Raw genomic sequence first — 18,250 nt, 5'->3', positions numbered from 1 at the left:
AGGGTGGCCCTTAATTGTTGGAACGGGTCCTAGCGGGTACGGCTCCGCAGGCCGGCGCCTGCGGCCATGAGGTTGGCCAGGAGGTCGTCAAACAATGCCGCCGCGGACTTGGCCGAATCGCCGGGCCAGTGATGCACGGGGTGGGCCGCACCCTGGATCTGCTGCCAATTGGCCTGCTCCGGGATCCTCGGGCTCAGCAGGAGTTCGCCGAACATGGACTCCATCTCCGCCAGCCGGTAGGTGTGCTCGGAGGAACCCGTGCGGACCCGGTTGGCCACGATGCCGGCAGGCGAAAGATTGGGGGCGAACTCCTGGCGGAACAGCTGGATGGCGCGCATGGTGCGTTCCGTGCCTGCCACCGAGAAGAGGCCGGGCTCGGCGACCAGGGCCACCTTGTCGCTGGCGGCCCATGCCATGCGGGTCAGCCCGTTGAGGGACGGCGGGCAGTCGATCAGGACCAGCTGGTAGTCCCCGGCGCCGGCAAGTACGGCCGACAGCCTGCGGAGGTCGCGGCGGCCAAGGTCCGGCCGATCGTAGATGCCCGTGTAGGCGGAGCCGACGGCGACGTCCAGGACGGCGGGCCCGGAACCGTTGGCCGGGACGCGGTCAGCCCAGTTGCTTCGCACCACGTTCTCGGCCATCTTTGCCCGGCGGGGGCTCTTCAGCATCCTGCCGATGTCCAGATGGTCTCCGGGCTGGACTCCCAGTGCCGTGGTGGCGTCGGCGTGCGGATCCAGGTCCACCACCAGTGTGCGAATTCCGGCGGCCAGCGCCGCAGACGCCAATCCTGTGGTGACGGAAGTCTTGCCGACTCCACCCTTAAGGCTGCTGATGCTGACTACTTGCACTTGAGAGACCAAAACCTAACGCCGGATGCCGTGTTGGGGGTAATGTTTGCCTCGGCAGAGCCGAAGCCGGACGGTCCTGCCGCCCTACTCATCATATGTTGATGCGTCGGCGAATCCTGTTTTATCGGGCGTCGGCATGGCACCGACTGTGCTGCCGGGGCGGTTTCCGCCAGCCACGCTGAAAGCGTTCGGGACATGACGGGGAAATCTGTGATGGTGGCCACAAAGATTTGTGTTTGTCCTTGTGGGTCCTAGACACTGTGACCACTCATTCGATCCACCCCGCAATGATGCAGGAGAAGTATGTTTTCCAAAGTTCTGGTGGCCAACCGCGGTGAAATCGCGATCAGGGCCTTCCGCGCCGGCTATGAGCTGGGTGCCAAGACCGTTGCCGTTTTTCCGCAGGAGGACCGAAACTCGATCCATCGCCAGAAAGCGGACGAGGCCTACCTGATCGGCGAGGAAGGACACCCTGTCCGGGCCTACCTGGACGTGGCTGAGGTGGTCCGGGTTGCCAAGGAGTCGGGCGCGGACGCGATTTACCCGGGTTATGGCTTCCTCTCCGAGAACCCGGAGCTTGCCCGCGCGGCGAAGGCCGCCGGCATCACCTTCGTTGGTCCGCCTGCGGAAGTGCTGGAGCTTGCCGGCAACAAGGTGGCGGCCCTCAAGGCTGCCCGCGAGGCCGGTGTCCCCGTACTGAAGTCCAGCGAGCCCTCCAGGGACCTGGACGAGCTGCTGGCGGCCGCCGACGAGATCGGATATCCCATCTTCGCAAAGGCTGTAGCGGGCGGCGGCGGCCGCGGCATGCGCCGGGTGGACACCCGCGACGCCCTGCCTGAGGCCCTGAAGTCCGCCATGCGCGAGGCGGACGCGGCCTTCGGTGACCCCACCATGTTCCTGGAGCAGGCCGTCCTGCGCCCACGCCACATCGAGGTGCAGATCCTTGCCGACGCAGAGGGCAATGTCATGCACCTCTTCGAGCGCGACTGTTCCATCCAGCGGCGGCACCAGAAGGTCATCGAGATCGCTCCCGCCCCCAACCTCGATGAGGGAATCCGGCAGGCCCTCTACCGGGACGCCGTGAAATTCGCCAAGGCCCTGAACTACGTCAACGCGGGCACGGTCGAATTCCTGGTGGACACCGAGGGTGAGCGGGCCGGCCAGCACGTCTTCATCGAAATGAACCCTCGCATCCAGGTGGAGCACACCGTCACCGAGGAAGTCACGGACGTGGACCTGGTCCAGGCCCAGATGCGGATCGCCTCCGGCGAGACCCTGGCCGACCTTGGACTGTCCCAGGACACCGTTAAACTCCGCGGCGCCGCCTTGCAGAGCCGCATCACCACCGAGGATCCCGCCAATGGTTTCCGGCCCGACGTCGGAAAGATCACCGGCTACCGCTCGGCCGGCGGCGCCGGCGTGCGGCTCGACGGCGGCACTGTGTACTCCGGTGCCGAGATCAGCCCCCACTTCGACTCCATGCTGGTCAAGCTCACCTGCCGCGGCCGGGACTACCCGTCAGCGGTGGCCCGTGCCCGCCGTGCCCTGGCCGAGTTCCGCATCCGCGGTGTCTCCACGAACATTCCCTTCCTCCAGGCCGTCCTGGACGACCCCGATTTCATCGCAGGCGATGTCGCCACCAACTTCATCGACCAGCGCCCTGAACTGCTCAAGGCCCGTGTGTCGGCCGACCGTGGCACCAAGCTCCTGACGTGGCTGGCCGAGGTCACCGTCAACAAGCCCAACGGCGAGCTGACCGTGCACTCCAACCCCGCCGACAAGCTGCCGGACGTCAAGGGCAAGGAGGCGGCAGCGGGTTCGCGCCAGAGGCTCCTTGAGCTGGGCCCGGAGGGCTTCGCCAAGGCATTGCGCGAGCAGACCGCCGTGGCGGTCACGGACACCACGTTCCGCGACGCACACCAGTCCCTGCTGGCCACCCGCGTCCGCACCCGCGACCTCGTTGCCGCCGGGCCCGCCGTCACGGCGTTGCTCCCGCAGCTGCTGTCCGTTGAGGCGTGGGGCGGCGCAACCTACGATGTCGCCCTCCGCTTCCTCGGTGAGGACCCCTGGGACCGGCTCGCCGCGCTGCGCAAGGCGATGCCGAACGTGTGCATCCAGATGCTCCTTCGCGGCCGCAATACGGTTGGCTACACGCCGTACCCCGAAGAAGTGACGGAGGCCTTCGTGAACGAGGCCGCCGCCACCGGCATCGACATCTTCCGTATCTTTGACGCCTTGAACGACGTCAGCCAGATGGCCCCGGCCATCCGGGCGGTCCGCGCCACCGGCACCGCCGTCGCCGAAGTGGCGCTCTGCTACACCGGCGACATGCTGGACCCGGAAGAGAAGCTGTACACCCTTGACTACTACTTGGAGCTGGCGCAGAAGATCGTGGACGCCGGCGCCCATATCCTGGCCATCAAGGACATGGCGGGCCTGCTCCGCCCTGCGGCCGCGGCAAAGCTCGTGGCCGCCTTGCGGGAACGGTTCGACCTGCCCGTCCACCTGCACACGCACGACACGGCGGGCGGCCAGCTGGCCACCCTGCTCGCCGCCATCGACGCCGGTGTGGACGCCGTGGATGTCGCAGCGGCATCGCTGGCCGGCACCACCAGCCAGCCCTCGGCGTCGGCCCTTGTAGCGGCCCTGGCCCACACGCCGCGCGACACCGGCATCAGCCTGGACGCGGTCAGCTCGCTGGAACCGTACTGGGAAGCGGTGCGCCGCGTGTATGCCCCGTTCGAGTCCGGCCTGCCGGGCCCCACCGGCCGCGTATACAAGCACGAAATCCCCGGCGGCCAGTTGTCCAACCTCCGCCAGCAGGCCATGGCATTGGGCCTGGGGGAGCGCTTCGAAGCGATCGAGGACATGTACACGGCCGCGGACCGGATCCTGGGCCACTTGGTGAAGGTGACGCCGTCCTCGAAGGTGGTGGGTGACCTCGCGCTCCACCTGGTGGGCCTCAACGCCGATCCCGCGGATTTTGAAGCGAATCCACAGAATTACGACATCCCCGACTCCGTCATCGGTTTCCTGTCCGGCGAGCTAGGTGATCCTCCGGGAGGCTGGCCCGAGCCCTTCCGCACCAAGGCCCTGCAGGGCAGGAGCGTAAAGGTCCGCGATGCCGAGCTCAGCGCCGACGACAGCGCGGCCCTGAAGTCCGATTCGAAGACCCGCCAGCACACGCTGAACCGGTTGCTTTTCGACGGACCCACCAAGGACTACCTCAAGAGCGTGGACACGTACGGCAACATCTCCGTGCTGGACACCCGGGACTACCTCTACGGACTCCAGCGCGGCACCGAGCACGAAATCCAGCTGGAACGCGGCGTCCGCCTCATCGCCTCCCTGGAAGCCGTCTCGGAGCCGGACGAGAAGGGCATGCGCACGGTCATGTGCACCCTCAACGGCCAGTCCCGGCCGGTCGTGGTGCGGGACCGTTCCGTGGTCAGCAACGTCAAGGCGGCCGAGAAAGCCGATCCCGGCCAGCCGGGCCAGGTGGCGGCACCCTTCGCCGGCGCCGTCACTGTCACCGTCAAGCCCGGCGACACCGTCAAGCCCGGAGACACCGTGGCAACGATCGAAGCGATGAAGATGGAAGCTTCCATCACGACGCCGGTAGCCGGCAAGGTGGCCAGGCTCGCCATCTCCGCCGTCGAGCAGGTCCAAGGCGGGGATCTGCTGCTGGTGATCGAGGAGTAGACGGGCCACAGCCAGGTAAACGAAGGGGGCCTCCCGGCAACGGGAGGCCCCCTTCGTCTGCCGGCGCCTTGCTACGAACGCGGCGCGGAGTACATTTCCTCGATGACCGTTTCGAAGTCCTTTATCACCTGGGCCCGCTTCACCTTCATGGAAGGGGTCAGGTGCCCGGAAGCCTCGGTGAAGTCCGCCGGAACAATCCGGAAGGACTTGATGGCTTCGGCCTGCGAGACCGACGTGTTTGCCGCGGTGATCAGGTCCTGCACCGCCGCCTTCACTACCGGATTGCCCGCGGCCTGCTCGAGCGTCGTGTCCGCTGGAAGGCCGTGGCGCTGGAGCCAGCCCGGCAGTGCTTCCTGGTCCAGGGTCACCAAGGCGCCGATGAAGGGCCTGTTGTCGCCCACCACCAGGACCTGGGAGACCAGGGCGTCGGCGCGGATCTGGTCCTCCAGGAGGGCCGGGATCACGTTCTTGCCGCCGGCGGTAACGATGATCTCCTTCTTCCGCCCGGTGATCCATACGAAGCCTTCCTCGTCCAGCCGGCCGATGTCTCCGGTGTGGAACCAGCCGTCGGTGAACGCTTCGCCGGTGAGGTCCTCCCGTCGGTAGTAGCCCCGCATGACGCAGACGCCCTTGGCCAGGATCTCGCCGTCGTCGGCGATCTTGACCGCGTTGCCCGGCAGCGGCTTGCCCACCGATCCGATCTTGATCCGTGACGGCGTGTTGACCGTGATGGGAGCGGTGGTCTCGGTGAGGCCGTATCCCTCCAGCACCTGCAGCCCGATTCCTTGGAAGAAATGACCCAGCCGCTCGCCCAGGGGGCCGCCGCCGGACACGGCGTGCGCGACGTGTCCGCCCATTGCCGCCCGCAACTTGCCGTACACCAGTTTGTCGAACAGGGCGTGGCGCAACTTCAGGCCCAGCCCCACCCGTCCGTCCTGGCGTGCCTTGGAGAACGCAATGGCGGTGTCGGCTGCCCGGTGGAAGATGGCGCCCTTGCCGCCGTCCTCCGCTTTGGTCAGTGCGGAGTTGTAGACCTTCTCGAAGACCCTCGGTACCGCCAGGATGAAGGTGGGCTCGTAGCTCTGCAGGTCGCCCAGGAGGTTCTTGATGTCGGGGGTGTGGGCCACGGTGGTGCCGGCGGCCATCGCAAGCACGGAAATGAAGCGGGCGAACACGTGGGCCATCGGCAGGAACATGATGGTCTTGGCGTTCTCGTGGACGATGTCGCCGATGATGGCCAGGGCGTTGTCCGAGAGCTCCACGAAGTTCCCGTGCGTCAGCTCGCAGCCCTTGGGCCGTCCCGTGGTTCCGGAGGTGTAGATGATGGTGGCGACGTCGCCAAGGTTCGCTGCGCTGCGTCGCTTTTCGAGTTCTTCATCGCTGACGTCCCGGCCGGCATCGCGGAGCGCGTCCAGTCCCTGGCCCTCAAGCTGCCAGACGTGCTGCACGGCGGTGAGCCCCTCAGCCGTAACGGCCTGGCGGATGACGTTCTCGTGGTGCGCGGATTCGCCGAAAGCGGCCACAGCGCCCGAATCCCCGAGGTTCCAGGCGACTTGGGACGGGGACGACGTTTCATAGATGGGGACCGACACTGCACCGGCGAACCAGATGGAGAAGTCGACCAGTGCCCACTCGTAACGGGTGCGGGACATGATGCCCACGCGGTCGCCTGCAGCAACGCCGCTGGCGATCAGGCCCTTGGCCAAGGCTCTGACATCTGCCAGGAAGTCCGTGGCGGCAACGTTCTGCCACGCGCCCCCGGCATCCAGGCGCGAAAACAGTGCCGGATTGCTGGCCTTGCCTGCCTGCCGCAACACCAGGTCGGTGATGTTGGATTCGGGTGGGACAACAACCAGGGGCGGAACACTGAATTCGCGCACTATAGCTCCTTTGATATCTGAAGTCCCGCGCAGGGGGTTGCCTAAAGACTAATACCCCGGGCGGGACTGTGCAGTACATAAACCTACTGGCGAGTAACTTAGCCGTCAATGAGAGCCGTGTGCGCCCGCGTATGTCAAGACAATTCCGGTGCCCGCCTAGAATGGTGGACTATGTACGGAGCGTTGCCCGGCGATCAGGCCGGCCCCCTTGGAAGACCGGCTCCCTGGCGGCGCCGTCCCGCCATCCAGCGCGCCGGACGGTTGCACGGCGGCGGCGTCCGCGGGCACCTCCGCCTTGGCCGCAAGGGATTGGCCATCGGGATCGATATCGGGGGGACCAAGGTCGCCGCGGGCGTTGTGGACGCCGAAGGCCGGATTCTCAGCGAAGCGCGCCGGTCCACGCCTGGCACCGACCCGCGGGCGGTGGAGCAGGTCATTGTCGAACTCGTCGAGGAACTGGGCCGGGGCCACCGCATCTGGTCGGTGGGAATCGGCGCCGCAGGGTGGATGGACCTGGCCGGCGGAACCGTCCTCTTCAGTCCGCATCTGGCCTGGCGCAACGAGCCTCTCCGCGAGAACCTGCAAAGGCTCCTTCGCCGTCCCGTGCTCCTGACCAACGACGCCGATGCTGCGGCCTGGGCGGAATGGCGCTTCGGTGCCGGCCAAGGGGAGGACCGCCTGGTGTGCATCACCCTTGGGACTGGAATCGGCGGGGCCATGGTGATGGGCGGCAGGGTGGAACGCGGCCGCTTCGGAGTTGCCGGCGAGTTTGGCCACCAGATCATCATGCCCGGCGGCCACCGGTGCGAGTGCGGCAACCGCGGATGCTGGGAACAATACGCATCGGGCAACGCCCTGGGCCGGGAGGCCCGGCTCCTCGCCCGGGCAAATTCGCCCGTAGCCCAGGACCTGCTGGCGGCCGTGGGCGGACGTCCGGAAGCAATCACGGGTGCAATCGTCACGGAACTGGCCCTGGCAGGCGACCGTGCCTCGCGCGAACTGATCGAGGAAGTGGGCGAATGGCTTGGCCTGGGACTGGCCAACCTGGCCGCAGCCCTCGATCCAGGCATGTTCGTCATCGGCGGGGGCTTGTGCTCTGCGGGTGACCTGCTGGTGCAGCCGGCCCGCAAGGCGTTCTCCCGGAACCTCACCGGCCGTGGCTTCCGGCCGGAAGCGGCCATCGAACTGGCGGCCCTGGGTCCCAATGCCGGCCTGATCGGCGCAGCCGACCTCTCCCGCGTCAGCAGCCGCGTCCGCAGCTGACCTGGCCGGCGAGCCCTGCTAGACCCTCGCGCCGTCGTCGTCGCCGTTCTTTTCCTGCGGCAGCTTCATGATCAGGTACACGGTCGCGAGCACGAAGACGGCAACAATGCCGACGATCGCCAGCAGGGGTGCCGACCGCCAGAACATTGCCGACAACAGCAGCGCCACCGGTCCGCCCACGGCTCCCAGCCACGCCAGCACGGTCAGCGGATCGGTGCCGGCCAGGCTGGGCGGCTCCTCGGGCACGAACTCACCGCCGTCGTCGTCAACCTCATAGTCGCGGGGTCCCTCGGACGGGCCGGCAGGCTCCGTGCCCGTCCCGCCGGCGGCTGCCGCCTGGCGCTCCGCCGCCGGCATCCCGGCCAGCCCCAGGGGGTCGAAGTCCTGGAACGACGGCGGCTGGTGGGTTTCCGGCGCTCCGGACACCTTCCCGGACGGTGGCAGCTGGCCGCCTGCCGGGGTATCAGGGCGCGTTGCCACGGTGTCCGATTCGAGCCGTGCCACCAGGTCCAGCCAGACGGCGTCATCCTGGCTGGCCCCCGGATCCGGCTGGCCCGGGTCATGCCTGTTCATGGCGGCCCTCCTGCCCAGCAGCGGCGGGACTGGCCGTGGGCGCGGCGTTCAGGACCCGCCGAATGAAATCCACCGAGCCCTCGAAAATCAGATCTGCGTCGTTGTCCAGGGTGGCGACGTGGTAACTGTTTTCCAGCCGGACCACGTCCAGGGGTGCGTTCGCCAGCCCGCGCCGAAGGACAGCCATGCTGGCATCGGACACCACATGGTCCACGGTTGACCGGTACACCTGGACCGGGGCGGTGATCCGGGGGAGGAGCCGGACGGTGTCCTTGAACATCTTGTTGAGTTCGTGGGCGGCGGCCACCGGGGTGCGTGCGTAGGCGCCCTCATCCACGCCGGCTTTGAGGATGTCGTTGCCGATCGACGGGGTGCTCTTCAGGACCAGCTTCAGGATGCCCGCCAGCGGCGCGCGGGGGTCGTCGACCACCAGGCCGGGGTTCACCAGGACCACTCCCGCCACCGGCCTGGTTGCGGCAATCCTCAGCGCCAGGGCACCGCCCATGCTCAGCCCGGCAGCGAAAACCCGGTCGCACTGGGAGTCCAGCTCGAGGAACGCTTCATCGAGGGCGCTGTGCCATTGCTGCCAGCGGGTCCGCGAGAGGTCCTGCCACGTCGTGCCGTGGCCCGGAAGCAGCGGCATCCGGACGGCGAACCCGGCCTCGGCGAACGCCGTGGCCCAGGCGCGCAAACCATGCGGGCTTCCCGTGAAGCCATGGGACAGGACGATTCCGGTGCGGGGACCCTCGCCGCTGAAGGCACTGGAGAAGGGGCTGTGGTCGGGGCCGGAGGTCATGGGGTCTCCAAGGTACTGGTGCGGCGGGCGTGGGCGGCGACGAATGCTTCCGATTTCTCGAAGATCGCGGGCGCGTCCACGTCCAGAGTAGCCACATGTCCGCTGCTGGCAAGCTCCACCACCTCGGCGAGGTTTCCCCGCAGCCCTTTCTCCAGGAGGGCCAGGGATGATGGCGGGACCACGGCGTCCGTCCGCGATTTGAAGACCTGGACCGGGGCGTCCACTTTCGGCAGCCCGCGGATTGCGGCGCCAAAGAGCTTCTTGAGCTCATGCACGGCCGCCAACGGAGTCCGCGAATAGTCGCCGTCGTCCGTTGCCGCCGCCGTAGGCTGGTCCTCCTGGATGGGAATCGTGGTCCGCTGGAAGTACTTGAGGACACCGATCACGCGCACCCGGCGGTCATAGAAGCTCAGGCCCGGGTTGACGATGGTGACCCCCGCAGCGTGGTGGCGGGAGGCCGCAAGCAGGGCGATCGCACCGCCCATGGAGAGGCCGGCGGTAAACGTCATTTCCGTCCGCGCGGAAAGATCCAGGAAGGCTTCCTCGTAACTGCGGTACCAGTCCTGCCACCCTGTTCGGGCGAGCTGGCGCCAGTGGGTCCCATGTCCCGGCAACAGGGGAACGGACACCGCGTATCCCTGGTCCGCCAAGTGGGTTGCCCACGGCAGCACGCTTAGCGGGCTGCCGGTGAACCCGTGGCAGATGGCGATGCCAATCCGCGCATTGGGGCCGTGACCTGGATAGCTGAAAGCGGCCGGACGGGGCGGGGTGCTGCTTTCAGTCATGACTCCATCGTGTCACTGTTCCTGCCAAATCTCACTAGAGTAGGGTTGCATTGAATCGCTGGCCAGGCCCGACGCCGGGGCTGGAAGCCGCCTTCCGGAGAGGTTCGCCACGTGTTCTATTGGGTCATGAAAAGGATCTTCCTCGGTCCGGTGATCAAGATGCTTTTCCGGCCGTGGGTCAAGGGCCTGGACAACATCCCTGCGCAGGGGGCCGCCATTATCGCCTCCAACCACCTGTCATTCTCGGATTCCATCTTCATGCCGCTCATGGTCCGCCGCCCGGTGGTGTTCCTGGCAAAGTCGGAATACTTCACGGGAACCGGGATCAAGGGCAGGTTGACGGCGGCGTTCTTCCGCCTGACCAACCAGCTGCCCATGGACCGGTCCGGCGGTGCGGCCTCGGCGGCGTCCCTGAACGCCGGGATGGACGTGCTCACCTCCGGCGGCCTGCTGGGCATCTACCCCGAGGGCACGCGCAGCCCGGACGCCCGGTTGTACCGCGGGAAAGTGGGTGTGGCCCGGCTGGCGCTGCAGGCGGGAGTTCCCGTCATTCCGGTGGCCATGATCGGCACCGACAAAGTCCAGCCCATCGGCAAGCGGCTGCCCAACATCCGCAGGATCGGCATGATTTTCGGCGAGCCGCTGGATTTCAGCCAATACCGCGACCAGGCGGAAGACCGCACCGTGCAGCGGCTTGTCACCGACGAGATCATGACCAACCTGATGCGGCTGTCCGGCCAGGAGTACGTGGACGAGTACGCCGCCGTGGTCAAGCTGCGGCTTGCCGGCAAGCCCGTGAAACCTCAGGCGGCAGCCGAGCCACTGGCCGCGCCGGTCGCCGCCGACGGCGAGTTCGTCCAAGGCAGCGGCCCGATGGCCCCGGCGGAAGGCACTCCGGCCCCGGAGGACGACGCCGGGACATCCGCCGCCAAGTAACAGCACTGGGCTTTCCTGTGCTGTTATGACGCCGGTGCCGGGCTGAGTGACGACGCTGTGCCCGCCGGTCCCGCCCGGACGCTAGTCTTAGATGGTGACTGAGCTATCCGCAAAACCTGCCTTTTCGCTGTCCAGTACCGCCCAGAGCGGGGCGGCCAACTATCCCGGACTCGACAATTGGCGGGACCTTCCCATCTCGCAGCAGCCCAGCTGGCAGGACCGCGGCGTCTTCGAGGCCTCGGTAAAGGAACTTTCCGTCCTCCCCCCGCTGGTTTTCGCCGGTGAAGTGGACGTGCTGCGCGAGCGGCTCGCCGCCGCGGCCCAGGGCAAGGCCTTCCTGCTGCAGGGCGGCGACTGCGCCGAAACGTTCGAGGCCGCCACGGCGGACAAGATCAGCGCCCGCGTCAAGACCATTCTGCAGATGGCGGTGGTGCTCACATACGGGGCGGCAATGCCGGTCATCAAGATGGGCAGGATGGCGGGCCAGTTCGCCAAGCCCCGTTCCTCAAACGACGAAACCCGCGACGGCGTCACGCTTCCCGCCTACCGCGGCGACATTGTCAACGGCTACGATTTCACGCCCGAGTCCCGCGGCCATGACGCCGCCAGGATGCTCCGCGCCTACCACACCTCGGCGTCCACCCTGAACCTCATCCGGGCCTTCACCCAGGGTGGATTCGCGGACCTCCGCTCGGTACACCAGTGGAACAAGGGGTTCACCGAAAACCCGGCCCACGCGCGCTACGAGTCACTGGCCCGGGACATCGACCGCGCCATCAAATTCATGGATTCCTGCGGCGCCGACTTCGAAGCCCTCAAGCGGGTGGAGTTCTTCGCCAGCCACGAGGCATTGCTGCTTGATTACGAGCGCGCCCTGACGCGCATCGACTCCCGCACCGGTTTCCCCTACGACACCTCGGCCCACTTCTTGTGGATCGGGGAGCGCACCCGGGAACTGGACCACGCACACGTCGACTTCCTCTCGCGGGTGCGCAACCCCATCGGGGTCAAGCTCGGCCCGTCCACCACCGGTGATGACGCCCTGCGCCTGATCGACAAGCTGGACCCTGACCGCGAGCCCGGCCGCCTGACCTTCATCACCCGCATGGGTGCCGGCAACATCCGCGAGAAGCTGCCTGCCGTCGTCGAGAAGGTCACAGCGTCCGGTGCCCAGGTGCTGTGGGTCACCGACCCCATGCACGGCAACACCGTCACGTCGCCCAACGGCTACAAGACGCGCAATTTCGACGACGTCATCGACGAAGTGCGCGGCTTCTTCGAAGTGCACCACGGGTTGGGCACGGTACCGGGCGGCCTGCACGTGGAGATGACCGGCGACGATGTGGCCGAGTGCCTGGGCGGCGCGGACCCGATCGACCAGGATGCCTTCCTGGACCGCTATGAATCCGTGTGCGATCCCCGCCTGAACCATATGCAGTCGCTGGAAATGGCGTTCCTCGTCGCCGGGGCCCTCGCCAAGAACTAGGCCAGGTTGGGGCCGGCACTGCCGGCCCCAACCTCCTACACCACGGTGATGGTGATGACGGAACCCTCCGGGACCTTCCGGTTCACCGGTTCCTGGTCCCGGACGGTGCCGAAGAAGCCGCCGAGGATGTTGTTGACCCGGACCTGGAAGCCCAGCGCTTCCAAGGCCTTCCGCGCGTCTGCAGCCTGCTTGCCGATGAAGCTGGGGACATCCACCATCTTTGGCCCCTTGGAAAGGGTCAGGGTGACCGTCCCGCCGCGGGTCAGTGTCCCGGTGGCCGGAGTCTGGCTGACCACGGCGCCCTCGGGAACGGATTTGTCGAACACCGCATCGGGTGATGTGTCGGCAGTGAGCCCCGCGGCCTTGATCGCGGCGACGGCGTCGTCCTTGGCTTTGCCCACGACGGAGGGAACGGGGATCGGCTGCGGTCCCCTGGATACCACCATCTCCACGGGCGTGCCGTGCCGGGCGGGAGTGCCGGCCGCCGGATTTTGCGAGAGCACCGTGCCGGCCGCGGTTTGGTCGTCATACTGTTCGTTGACCGGGCCCAGCGCCATTTGGGCTGCGTTGAGGGCGTTCTTCGCGTCCGTCAGGGTCGCGCCCGTGAGTTTGGGCAGGGGGAAGAGCTGCGGTCCCTTCGAGACCAGCAGGGAGACCGGTTGGAATTTCCGGATCTCCGTTCCGGCGGACGGATCGCTGCCCACCACCAGCCCGGTGGGCACCTGGTCATCGAAGACATCGCTGGTGGTGGAATGGAAACCCACCCCGTTGAGCAGCTGCTGGGCCTGCGCCACCGTTTTATTGGCGACGGCCGGCACCTCGGCCGCGGCGCCTGGTCCCATGCCGAAAAACCATCCGGCGCCCGTGGCCAGCAGGGCGGCAACAATAAGCACGACAATCCACACGATGCCGCGTCGGCGGGGGTTGCCCTCCCGGAGTGTCCGCGCCGGAGTGGCGGCCGCCCGCGCGCGGACCTTTTCGTCCTCCCTGTCCGACCGGCGCTGCGCCCGCTTGCTGAGCCGGGGCGGCGGCGCAGTCCAGGCGTCGTCGGCGTCGTCGGCGTCGTCGGGAAGTGCGAGGTCCGGCCGCCTGGAGTGGAACATCAGGGCTTCCGTAGCAGCCCCGCCGTCCGTGCTGTCCTGCTGCAGCGGTTGCCGTCCGGGGGGATAGCCGGGGGCAGCCGGCCGTGCGGGGGGGATCAGCGTTGTGGGATTGCTGGCGCGGGCCAGGACCTCGGTCTGGTGCTGGGCCGTTGCTGCTGCAGCTGCGGGCGGCTGCAGGTCAAGTTCGGCATCCGTGAGGTTGGTCCGGATGTGGCGCAGCTCCTGGAGCAGCGCATTGCCGTCGACCGGCCGGTTTTCCGGATCATTGGCGGTGCACCACTGCACCAGCTCATCGACTTCCGCTGCGAGGCCGGGAACCAAGGCCGACGGCGGCCCGACCGTTCCGTTGACATGCTGGTAGGCGACCTGGATGGGGACGTCACCCTCGAACGGCTGCCGCCCCGTCAGCATTTCGTACAACGTGATGCCCACGGAATAGACATCGCTGCGCTCGTCCGCCGGTTGGCCCAGGACCAGCTCGGGGGAGATATAGGCGACGGTGCCGATCAGCGCACCGGTGCTGGTGGAACTGGTGACCGCGCGGGCCAGGCCGAAATCGCCAATCTTTATCCTGCCGTCATCGGCGATCAGGACATTCTCCGGCTTGACGTCCCGGTGGATGAAGCCTGCTGCGTGCGCGGCTCCCAGGCCCTCCACCACGGGATCGATCAGGGCCAGCGCCAGCCGCGGCGAGAGGGCGCCCCGTTCCCTGAGGACGTCCCGAAGCGTGTGGCCCTTGATGTACTCCATGACGAGGTAGGCGGTGTTGCCGTCGTTGCCCTGGTCCAGGACACCCACCACGTGCGGGTGCGAGAGGCGCGCGGCGGCCTTCGCTTCGCGGCCAAGCCTGCCAAGGAAGCTTTCGTCGGCGGCGAGGTGCGGGTGGAGCACCTTGAGCGCCACTTCGCGGTCCAGCCTCTGGTCGACGGCCAGGTAGACGGTGGACATTCCGCCGCGGGCGAGTCTGGAGGCCACTGCGTAGCGGTTGTCCACCAGTGTCCCTGCAAGGGGGTCTGTCACGTGTTCCTGCACCTTACGATCCTAATCCCGCGGCAAAAGGCATCCGAAACGGAAGCGGGTCCGAACCGGTAACGGTTCGGACCCGCGGTGTTTCATCCGGAGCCGGTGATGCCCGGGGGCTCAGCTGTAGTTTTTCTGGTTTGCCTTGATAGCGGCTACGTAGGCCTTGGTGTCGTCGTACATTCCGTACTTGCTCACCGAGTACTGGCCTTGGTAGTACCCGGCGATGGCCGTGTCCTGGTCCTTGCTGGTTGCCAGCAACTGGCGAAGGATGGCGATGCCTGCCGTCGCGTTGTCGTAAGGGTCGAGCAGGTTCAGCTTGCGCCCGACCAAGTCGGATGCCCACTGCCCGGAGCTGGGAATGACCTGCATGGTTCCGATCGCGTTCGCCGGTGACACGGCCCGCTGGTTGAAGCCTGACTCCTGGTAGGCAAAGGCGAGGGCCAGCGAAGTATCCACGCCCATTCGACGGGCGGTATCCGCCACGATGTTCTTCATTTCATCCCTCGAAGGGACGGGGGACGCGTTGAGGAGGGCTTTGTTCTCGTTGGCCGAACTCACGACCGCTGCCGGGTAGCTGAAGCCGAGGAAGGTGCTGGGGACCAGGGGAGCGGGGGCAGGCTGCGGGGCTGCGGGGGCGGGCTGCGGGCCTGCCTGTCCGGCGCCGCCGGGGATGACCAGTTTGCTGCCGGGGTAGATGACGGTGGTCATGCTCAACTGGTTCGCGGAGAGCAGGTCCGACAACTTGACCCCGTGCCGGGAGGCAATGGCTGAGAGGGTGTCACCGGCCTTGATCGTGTAGGAACCGGAGGCCGGAGCGGACGTGACGGCCAAGGCGGGTGCAGGAGCAGCCGGGGCGGGAGCCGCCGGTGCCGGTGCAGCAGGGGCGGGAGCGGCGTTTCCGGCGCTGACCTTGATCTTCTGGCCCGGGTAGATGATGGAGCGCATCGACAGGTTGTTCCAGGCAAAGACGTCGGAGAGGCCCACATTGTGCCGCGCGGCAATGGCACCCAAGGTGTCTCCAGGCTTCACCGTATAGGTTGCGCCGCCCGGGGCTGCCGGTGATGCCGGAGCCTGCGCTGCCGGAGCCGGCGAGGGGGCTGCCGGTGCTGCCGAGCCGGACAGTTTGATCTTCTGGCCGGGGTAAATGATGGTGTTCGGCTGGAGGTTGTTCAGCTTGAGGATTTCCCCTGTGTCCAGTCCGAAGCGGCCGGCGATCGCGCTCACGGTGTCGCCCCGGACGATGGTGTACTCCGCAGGGGGCGCCGGCTGTGCGGGCTGCAGGGTGGCCGGAATGGTGGTGGAGACAGAAGAGGCGGGGATGACCGCGCCGGAAACCTGGGCAGCTGCCTGGGCTTTCATGGCCGCTGCAAGGCTGCTGGGAATGGTGCGTACCGGCTGCGCTGCCGCTGCGGGTTGGGCAAGGGCCAAGGATGACAGGACAACCGCTGGCAGTGCCGCGGTGGTGGCGGCAATCATCGGCAGGCTCGGCTTGGGGGGCTGCTTGGGCGAGCGGGACATCGACATGGAAAGAATCCTCTTCTCAACTGCGGGCGCGGACGCGGGCGGGGATGCCGCTGTCAATCTTGATACTACTGTGACTTAAGTTATTCGTGTTACAACTGTGATCAAAGTGAATCTCTCACGAATTTGCGATTAGCACAAGAAGCCGGAGAATGCCCGGAATGGCCACTTTCATGGAGTGTCCCGGGGCGGCCAGGCAAATGAATTGCCCCGACTAGGCGACAAGGTACGCAGCGTGGCAACCTTGGTCCGTGAGTAATGTAGAAAACCTGGTGGGCGAGTGGTTGCCGCTGCCCGACGTCGCACGTTTGTTGGATGTTTCCGTCACGAAGGTCCATGGCCTGATTGACGACCATGCTTTGGCCGCGGTGCGGGTTGGGGAGCGGAAGATCCGTTCGGTTCCCGCAGAATTCATCCAGGATGGCCAGGTAGTGGACAGCCTTAAGGGCACCATTGTGGTGCTCTCCGATGCAGGTTATTCGGATGAAGACCTCATTGTGTGGCTGTTTACCGCCGATGAATCATTGCGCGGCCGCCCTATTGATGCATTGCGGGAAGGCCGCAAGACGGAAATCAGGCGCAGGGCCCAAACTCTCGCCTGGTAAATTGCCGCTTTAGGAGGCTCGGCTGACGGTTGCTTCAGCCAGCCTCCGCAGGGCGGTCTTGGGCAGGTCTTCCAGTTCGAGTTCCTCGAGGGCATCAAATGCCGCAGCACCGAATTCCCCGATCAGGACCTCCGTAGCCTGCAGCGCGCCGGAATTCTCGATGATCCGCCTGATGTCGAGGATGTCCGCCTCGGAAAGATCGGGGCTGCCGAGGCTGGCGTCGATAAAGGCCGACTCCGCGGGTGATGCCTGGTCCAGGGCCAGCGCCACCAGGACCGTGCGCTTGCCCTCCCTTAAATCGTCCCCCGCGGGCTTGCCCGTGGTCAGCGGATCGCCGAATACCCCAAGGACGTCGTCGCGGAGCTGGAATGCTTCGCCGAGCGGCAGGGCGAACGCCGAGTAGCCGCGGAGCAGCTCGTCGGACGCTCCAGCCAAGGCTCCGCCCAGTGCCAGCGGATGTTCGGTGGAGTACTTGGCGCTCTTGAACCGGATGATGGACTGGGCCCTGCCGACCGCTCCGGCGCGGTCCCGGACCGGCCCTGCCACTTCCTCAAGGATGTCCAGGTACTGTCCGGCCATTACCTCGGCGCGCATGAGGTTGAAGATCAGCCGTGCCCTGCTGCCTGAGGCTGCACGCTCGCCGATGTCGGTGAACGCTTCCTCGCTGAAGGACAGGCAAAGGTCGCCGGCAAGGATGGCTGCTGCCTGGCCGAAGCGTTCGCCGTCCAGGGCCCAGCCCTGCGCGGTATGCAGCTGGCTGAAACGCCGGTGCACGCTGGGACCGCCACGCCGGGTGTCCGAACGGTCGATGATGTCATCGTGGATCAGGGCCGCGGCCTGGAACAGTTCCAGTGCGGCACCTGCCGTCACAATCTGGCTGGCTCCGGCCTCCCCGCCGGCGCCGCGCCAGCCCCAGTAGCACATGAGCGCCCGCAGGCGCTTGCCGCCGGTGACCAGGTTCGAGATGGAGCCCATGATGGGCTCGATGTCCGGCGAGATGCCGGACATGATGGACTGTCGCTGGGTCAGGAAGCCGGTCAGTTCGCCGGCAACTCCCGCCACGAAGTCTGCCTGTTCATTCCTCAGCTGCTCCGCGGCCGTCACTTGGCCGACTCAGCTGCGACGTTCGCGCCGATCGTAAACGTGGAAACGCCGGAAGCCTCCACCACCGCGAGGTTCACGGTCTCATTGTCGCCACGGACGAAGTCCTTGGAAGCAACCCCGCCCACGGTATCGCCTGGCACCGCCTTGAAGCCCTGGCCTTCTAGGGCCTTGGTGTAGAAGTCGATGACGGCGCTGGTGGGAGCCGATACCGTGCCCACCAGCGCGGCCGTTGCCGGGGTGGATGCCTTGTCAAAGCTGCTGGACACTACCGTGGCCCCGGTCATCAGGGGAAGAAGCTGCTGGGGAAACCCTTCGACGACGGCGCCGACCGTTGCCGACGTGTTGGGGGATGCCGACGGGCTGGGCGAGGCCGTGAGGGTGGACTGCGTGGCGGCAATGGAAGCGGTCTGGGAGGACTCTGCCTGGCCTGACGGGGCTTGGCTGCACGCGGCAAGGGCGAGGACCCCGACGGCGGCAAGCGCGGCCAGGCCAGCTGGCTTGAAGTTTCCAATAACCGTCACAGAGACTTTCCTCCTGGTGTTGTGGGCGGAATCAGCCTCCAGTTTAGCCAGCCTCCGGAGGGGGCGGCGCAAACCGATAGGATTGCAGCCGTGGTGCCCGCAGG

14 protein-coding genes are annotated in these 18,250 nt (G+C 66.7%); 5 read left to right on the top strand and 9 right to left on the bottom strand.

Annotated features, from left to right (window positions below; genetic code table 11):
• Positions 1-29: 29 nt before the first annotated feature.
• Positions 30-848 carry a ParA family protein gene (locus QRM96_RS03280; protein ID WP_026265085.1) on the bottom strand — a complete coding sequence of 273 codons (819 nt, stop codon included), beginning with the start codon at positions 846-848 and terminating at the stop codon, positions 30-32.
• Positions 849-1,151: 303 nt separating this feature from the next.
• On the opposite strand from QRM96_RS03280, the gene QRM96_RS03275 reads away from it, so the two are divergent.
• Complete coding sequence (locus QRM96_RS03275; protein ID WP_285318332.1) at positions 1,152-4,550, top strand: pyruvate carboxylase; 3,399 nt, start codon at positions 1,152-1,154, stop codon at positions 4,548-4,550.
• Positions 4,551-4,621: 71 nt separating this feature from the next.
• Here QRM96_RS03275 and QRM96_RS03270 read toward each other — a convergent pair whose 3' ends face one another.
• Positions 4,622-6,430, bottom strand: a complete 1,809-nt coding sequence (locus QRM96_RS03270; protein ID WP_018763531.1) for an AMP-dependent synthetase/ligase — start codon at positions 6,428-6,430, stop codon at positions 4,622-4,624.
• Between the two features lie 171 nt (positions 6,431-6,601).
• On the opposite strand from QRM96_RS03270, the gene QRM96_RS03265 reads away from it, so the two are divergent.
• On the top strand, positions 6,602-7,693 hold the full coding sequence (locus QRM96_RS03265; protein ID WP_285318331.1) for an ROK family glucokinase: 1,092 nt from the start codon (positions 6,602-6,604) through the stop codon (positions 7,691-7,693).
• An 18-nt stretch (positions 7,694-7,711) separates the two neighbouring features.
• On the opposite strand, the gene QRM96_RS03260 is transcribed toward QRM96_RS03265, so the two are convergent.
• The 3 genes from QRM96_RS03260 to QRM96_RS03250 are packed head-to-tail and all read right to left on the bottom strand — an operon-like array spanning position 7,712 to position 9,847.
• A complete protein-coding gene (locus tag QRM96_RS03260; protein ID WP_285318330.1) occupies positions 7,712-8,266 on the bottom strand; it encodes a hypothetical protein in 555 nt (184 codons plus the stop codon).
• On the bottom strand, positions 8,253-9,062 hold the full coding sequence (locus QRM96_RS03255; protein ID WP_285318329.1) for an alpha/beta hydrolase: 810 nt from the start codon (positions 9,060-9,062) through the stop codon (positions 8,253-8,255). Before QRM96_RS03255 ends, QRM96_RS03260 begins: the two co-directional genes overlap by 14 nt.
• On the bottom strand, positions 9,059-9,847 hold the full coding sequence (locus tag QRM96_RS03250) for an alpha/beta hydrolase (RefSeq protein ID WP_018763535.1): 789 nt from the start codon (positions 9,845-9,847) through the stop codon (positions 9,059-9,061). Before QRM96_RS03250 ends, QRM96_RS03255 begins: the two co-directional genes overlap by 4 nt.
• A 111-nt stretch (positions 9,848-9,958) precedes the next feature.
• Here QRM96_RS03250 and QRM96_RS03245 point away from each other — a divergent pair, with 111 nt between their 5' ends.
• Positions 9,959-10,783, top strand: coding sequence for a lysophospholipid acyltransferase family protein (locus QRM96_RS03245; RefSeq protein ID WP_285318327.1), 825 nt, complete (start codon positions 9,959-9,961; stop codon positions 10,781-10,783).
• Positions 10,784-10,874: 91 nt separating this feature from the next.
• The gene (locus QRM96_RS03240) at positions 10,875-12,269 is read left to right on the top strand and encodes a class II 3-deoxy-7-phosphoheptulonate synthase (protein WP_018763537.1); all 1,395 of its coding nucleotides are present in this window, start codon (positions 10,875-10,877) and stop codon (positions 12,267-12,269) included.
• Positions 12,270-12,304: 35 nt separating this feature from the next.
• Here the strand turns inward: QRM96_RS03240 and pknB are convergent, their stop codons facing one another.
• On the bottom strand, positions 12,305-14,404 hold the full coding sequence (pknB, locus tag QRM96_RS03235) for a Stk1 family PASTA domain-containing Ser/Thr kinase (RefSeq protein WP_285318325.1): 2,100 nt from the start codon (positions 14,402-14,404) through the stop codon (positions 12,305-12,307).
• 108 nt (positions 14,405-14,512) lie between these two features.
• Positions 14,513-15,919: a lytic transglycosylase domain-containing protein gene (locus tag QRM96_RS03230; protein ID WP_285318324.1), complete on the bottom strand. Its 1,407-nt coding sequence runs from the start codon at positions 15,917-15,919 to the stop codon at positions 14,513-14,515.
• Positions 15,920-16,167: 248 nt separating this feature from the next.
• Here QRM96_RS03230 and QRM96_RS03225 point away from each other — a divergent pair, with 248 nt between their 5' ends.
• The gene (locus QRM96_RS03225) at positions 16,168-16,521 is read left to right on the top strand and encodes an Rv2175c family DNA-binding protein (RefSeq protein WP_026265088.1); all 354 of its coding nucleotides are present in this window, start codon (positions 16,168-16,170) and stop codon (positions 16,519-16,521) included.
• Positions 16,522-16,530: 9 nt separating this feature from the next.
• Here QRM96_RS03225 and QRM96_RS03220 read toward each other — a convergent pair whose 3' ends face one another.
• Positions 16,531-17,625 carry a polyprenyl synthetase family protein gene (locus QRM96_RS03220; protein ID WP_285318322.1) on the bottom strand — a complete coding sequence of 365 codons (1,095 nt, stop codon included), beginning with the start codon at positions 17,623-17,625 and terminating at the stop codon, positions 16,531-16,533.
• Positions 17,622-18,146 carry a hypothetical protein gene (locus QRM96_RS03215; RefSeq protein ID WP_018763542.1) on the bottom strand — a complete coding sequence of 175 codons (525 nt, stop codon included), beginning with the start codon at positions 18,144-18,146 and terminating at the stop codon, positions 17,622-17,624. The genes QRM96_RS03220 and QRM96_RS03215 overlap by 4 nt, the downstream gene beginning before the upstream one ends.
• Positions 18,147-18,250 lie beyond the last annotated feature (104 nt).

This window comes from Pseudarthrobacter sp. lyk4-40-TYG-27, assembly GCF_030209295.1.
Lineage (GTDB): Bacteria > Actinomycetota > Actinomycetes > Actinomycetales > Micrococcaceae > Arthrobacter.
This window is presented reverse-complemented; position numbering and strand designations above follow the sequence as displayed.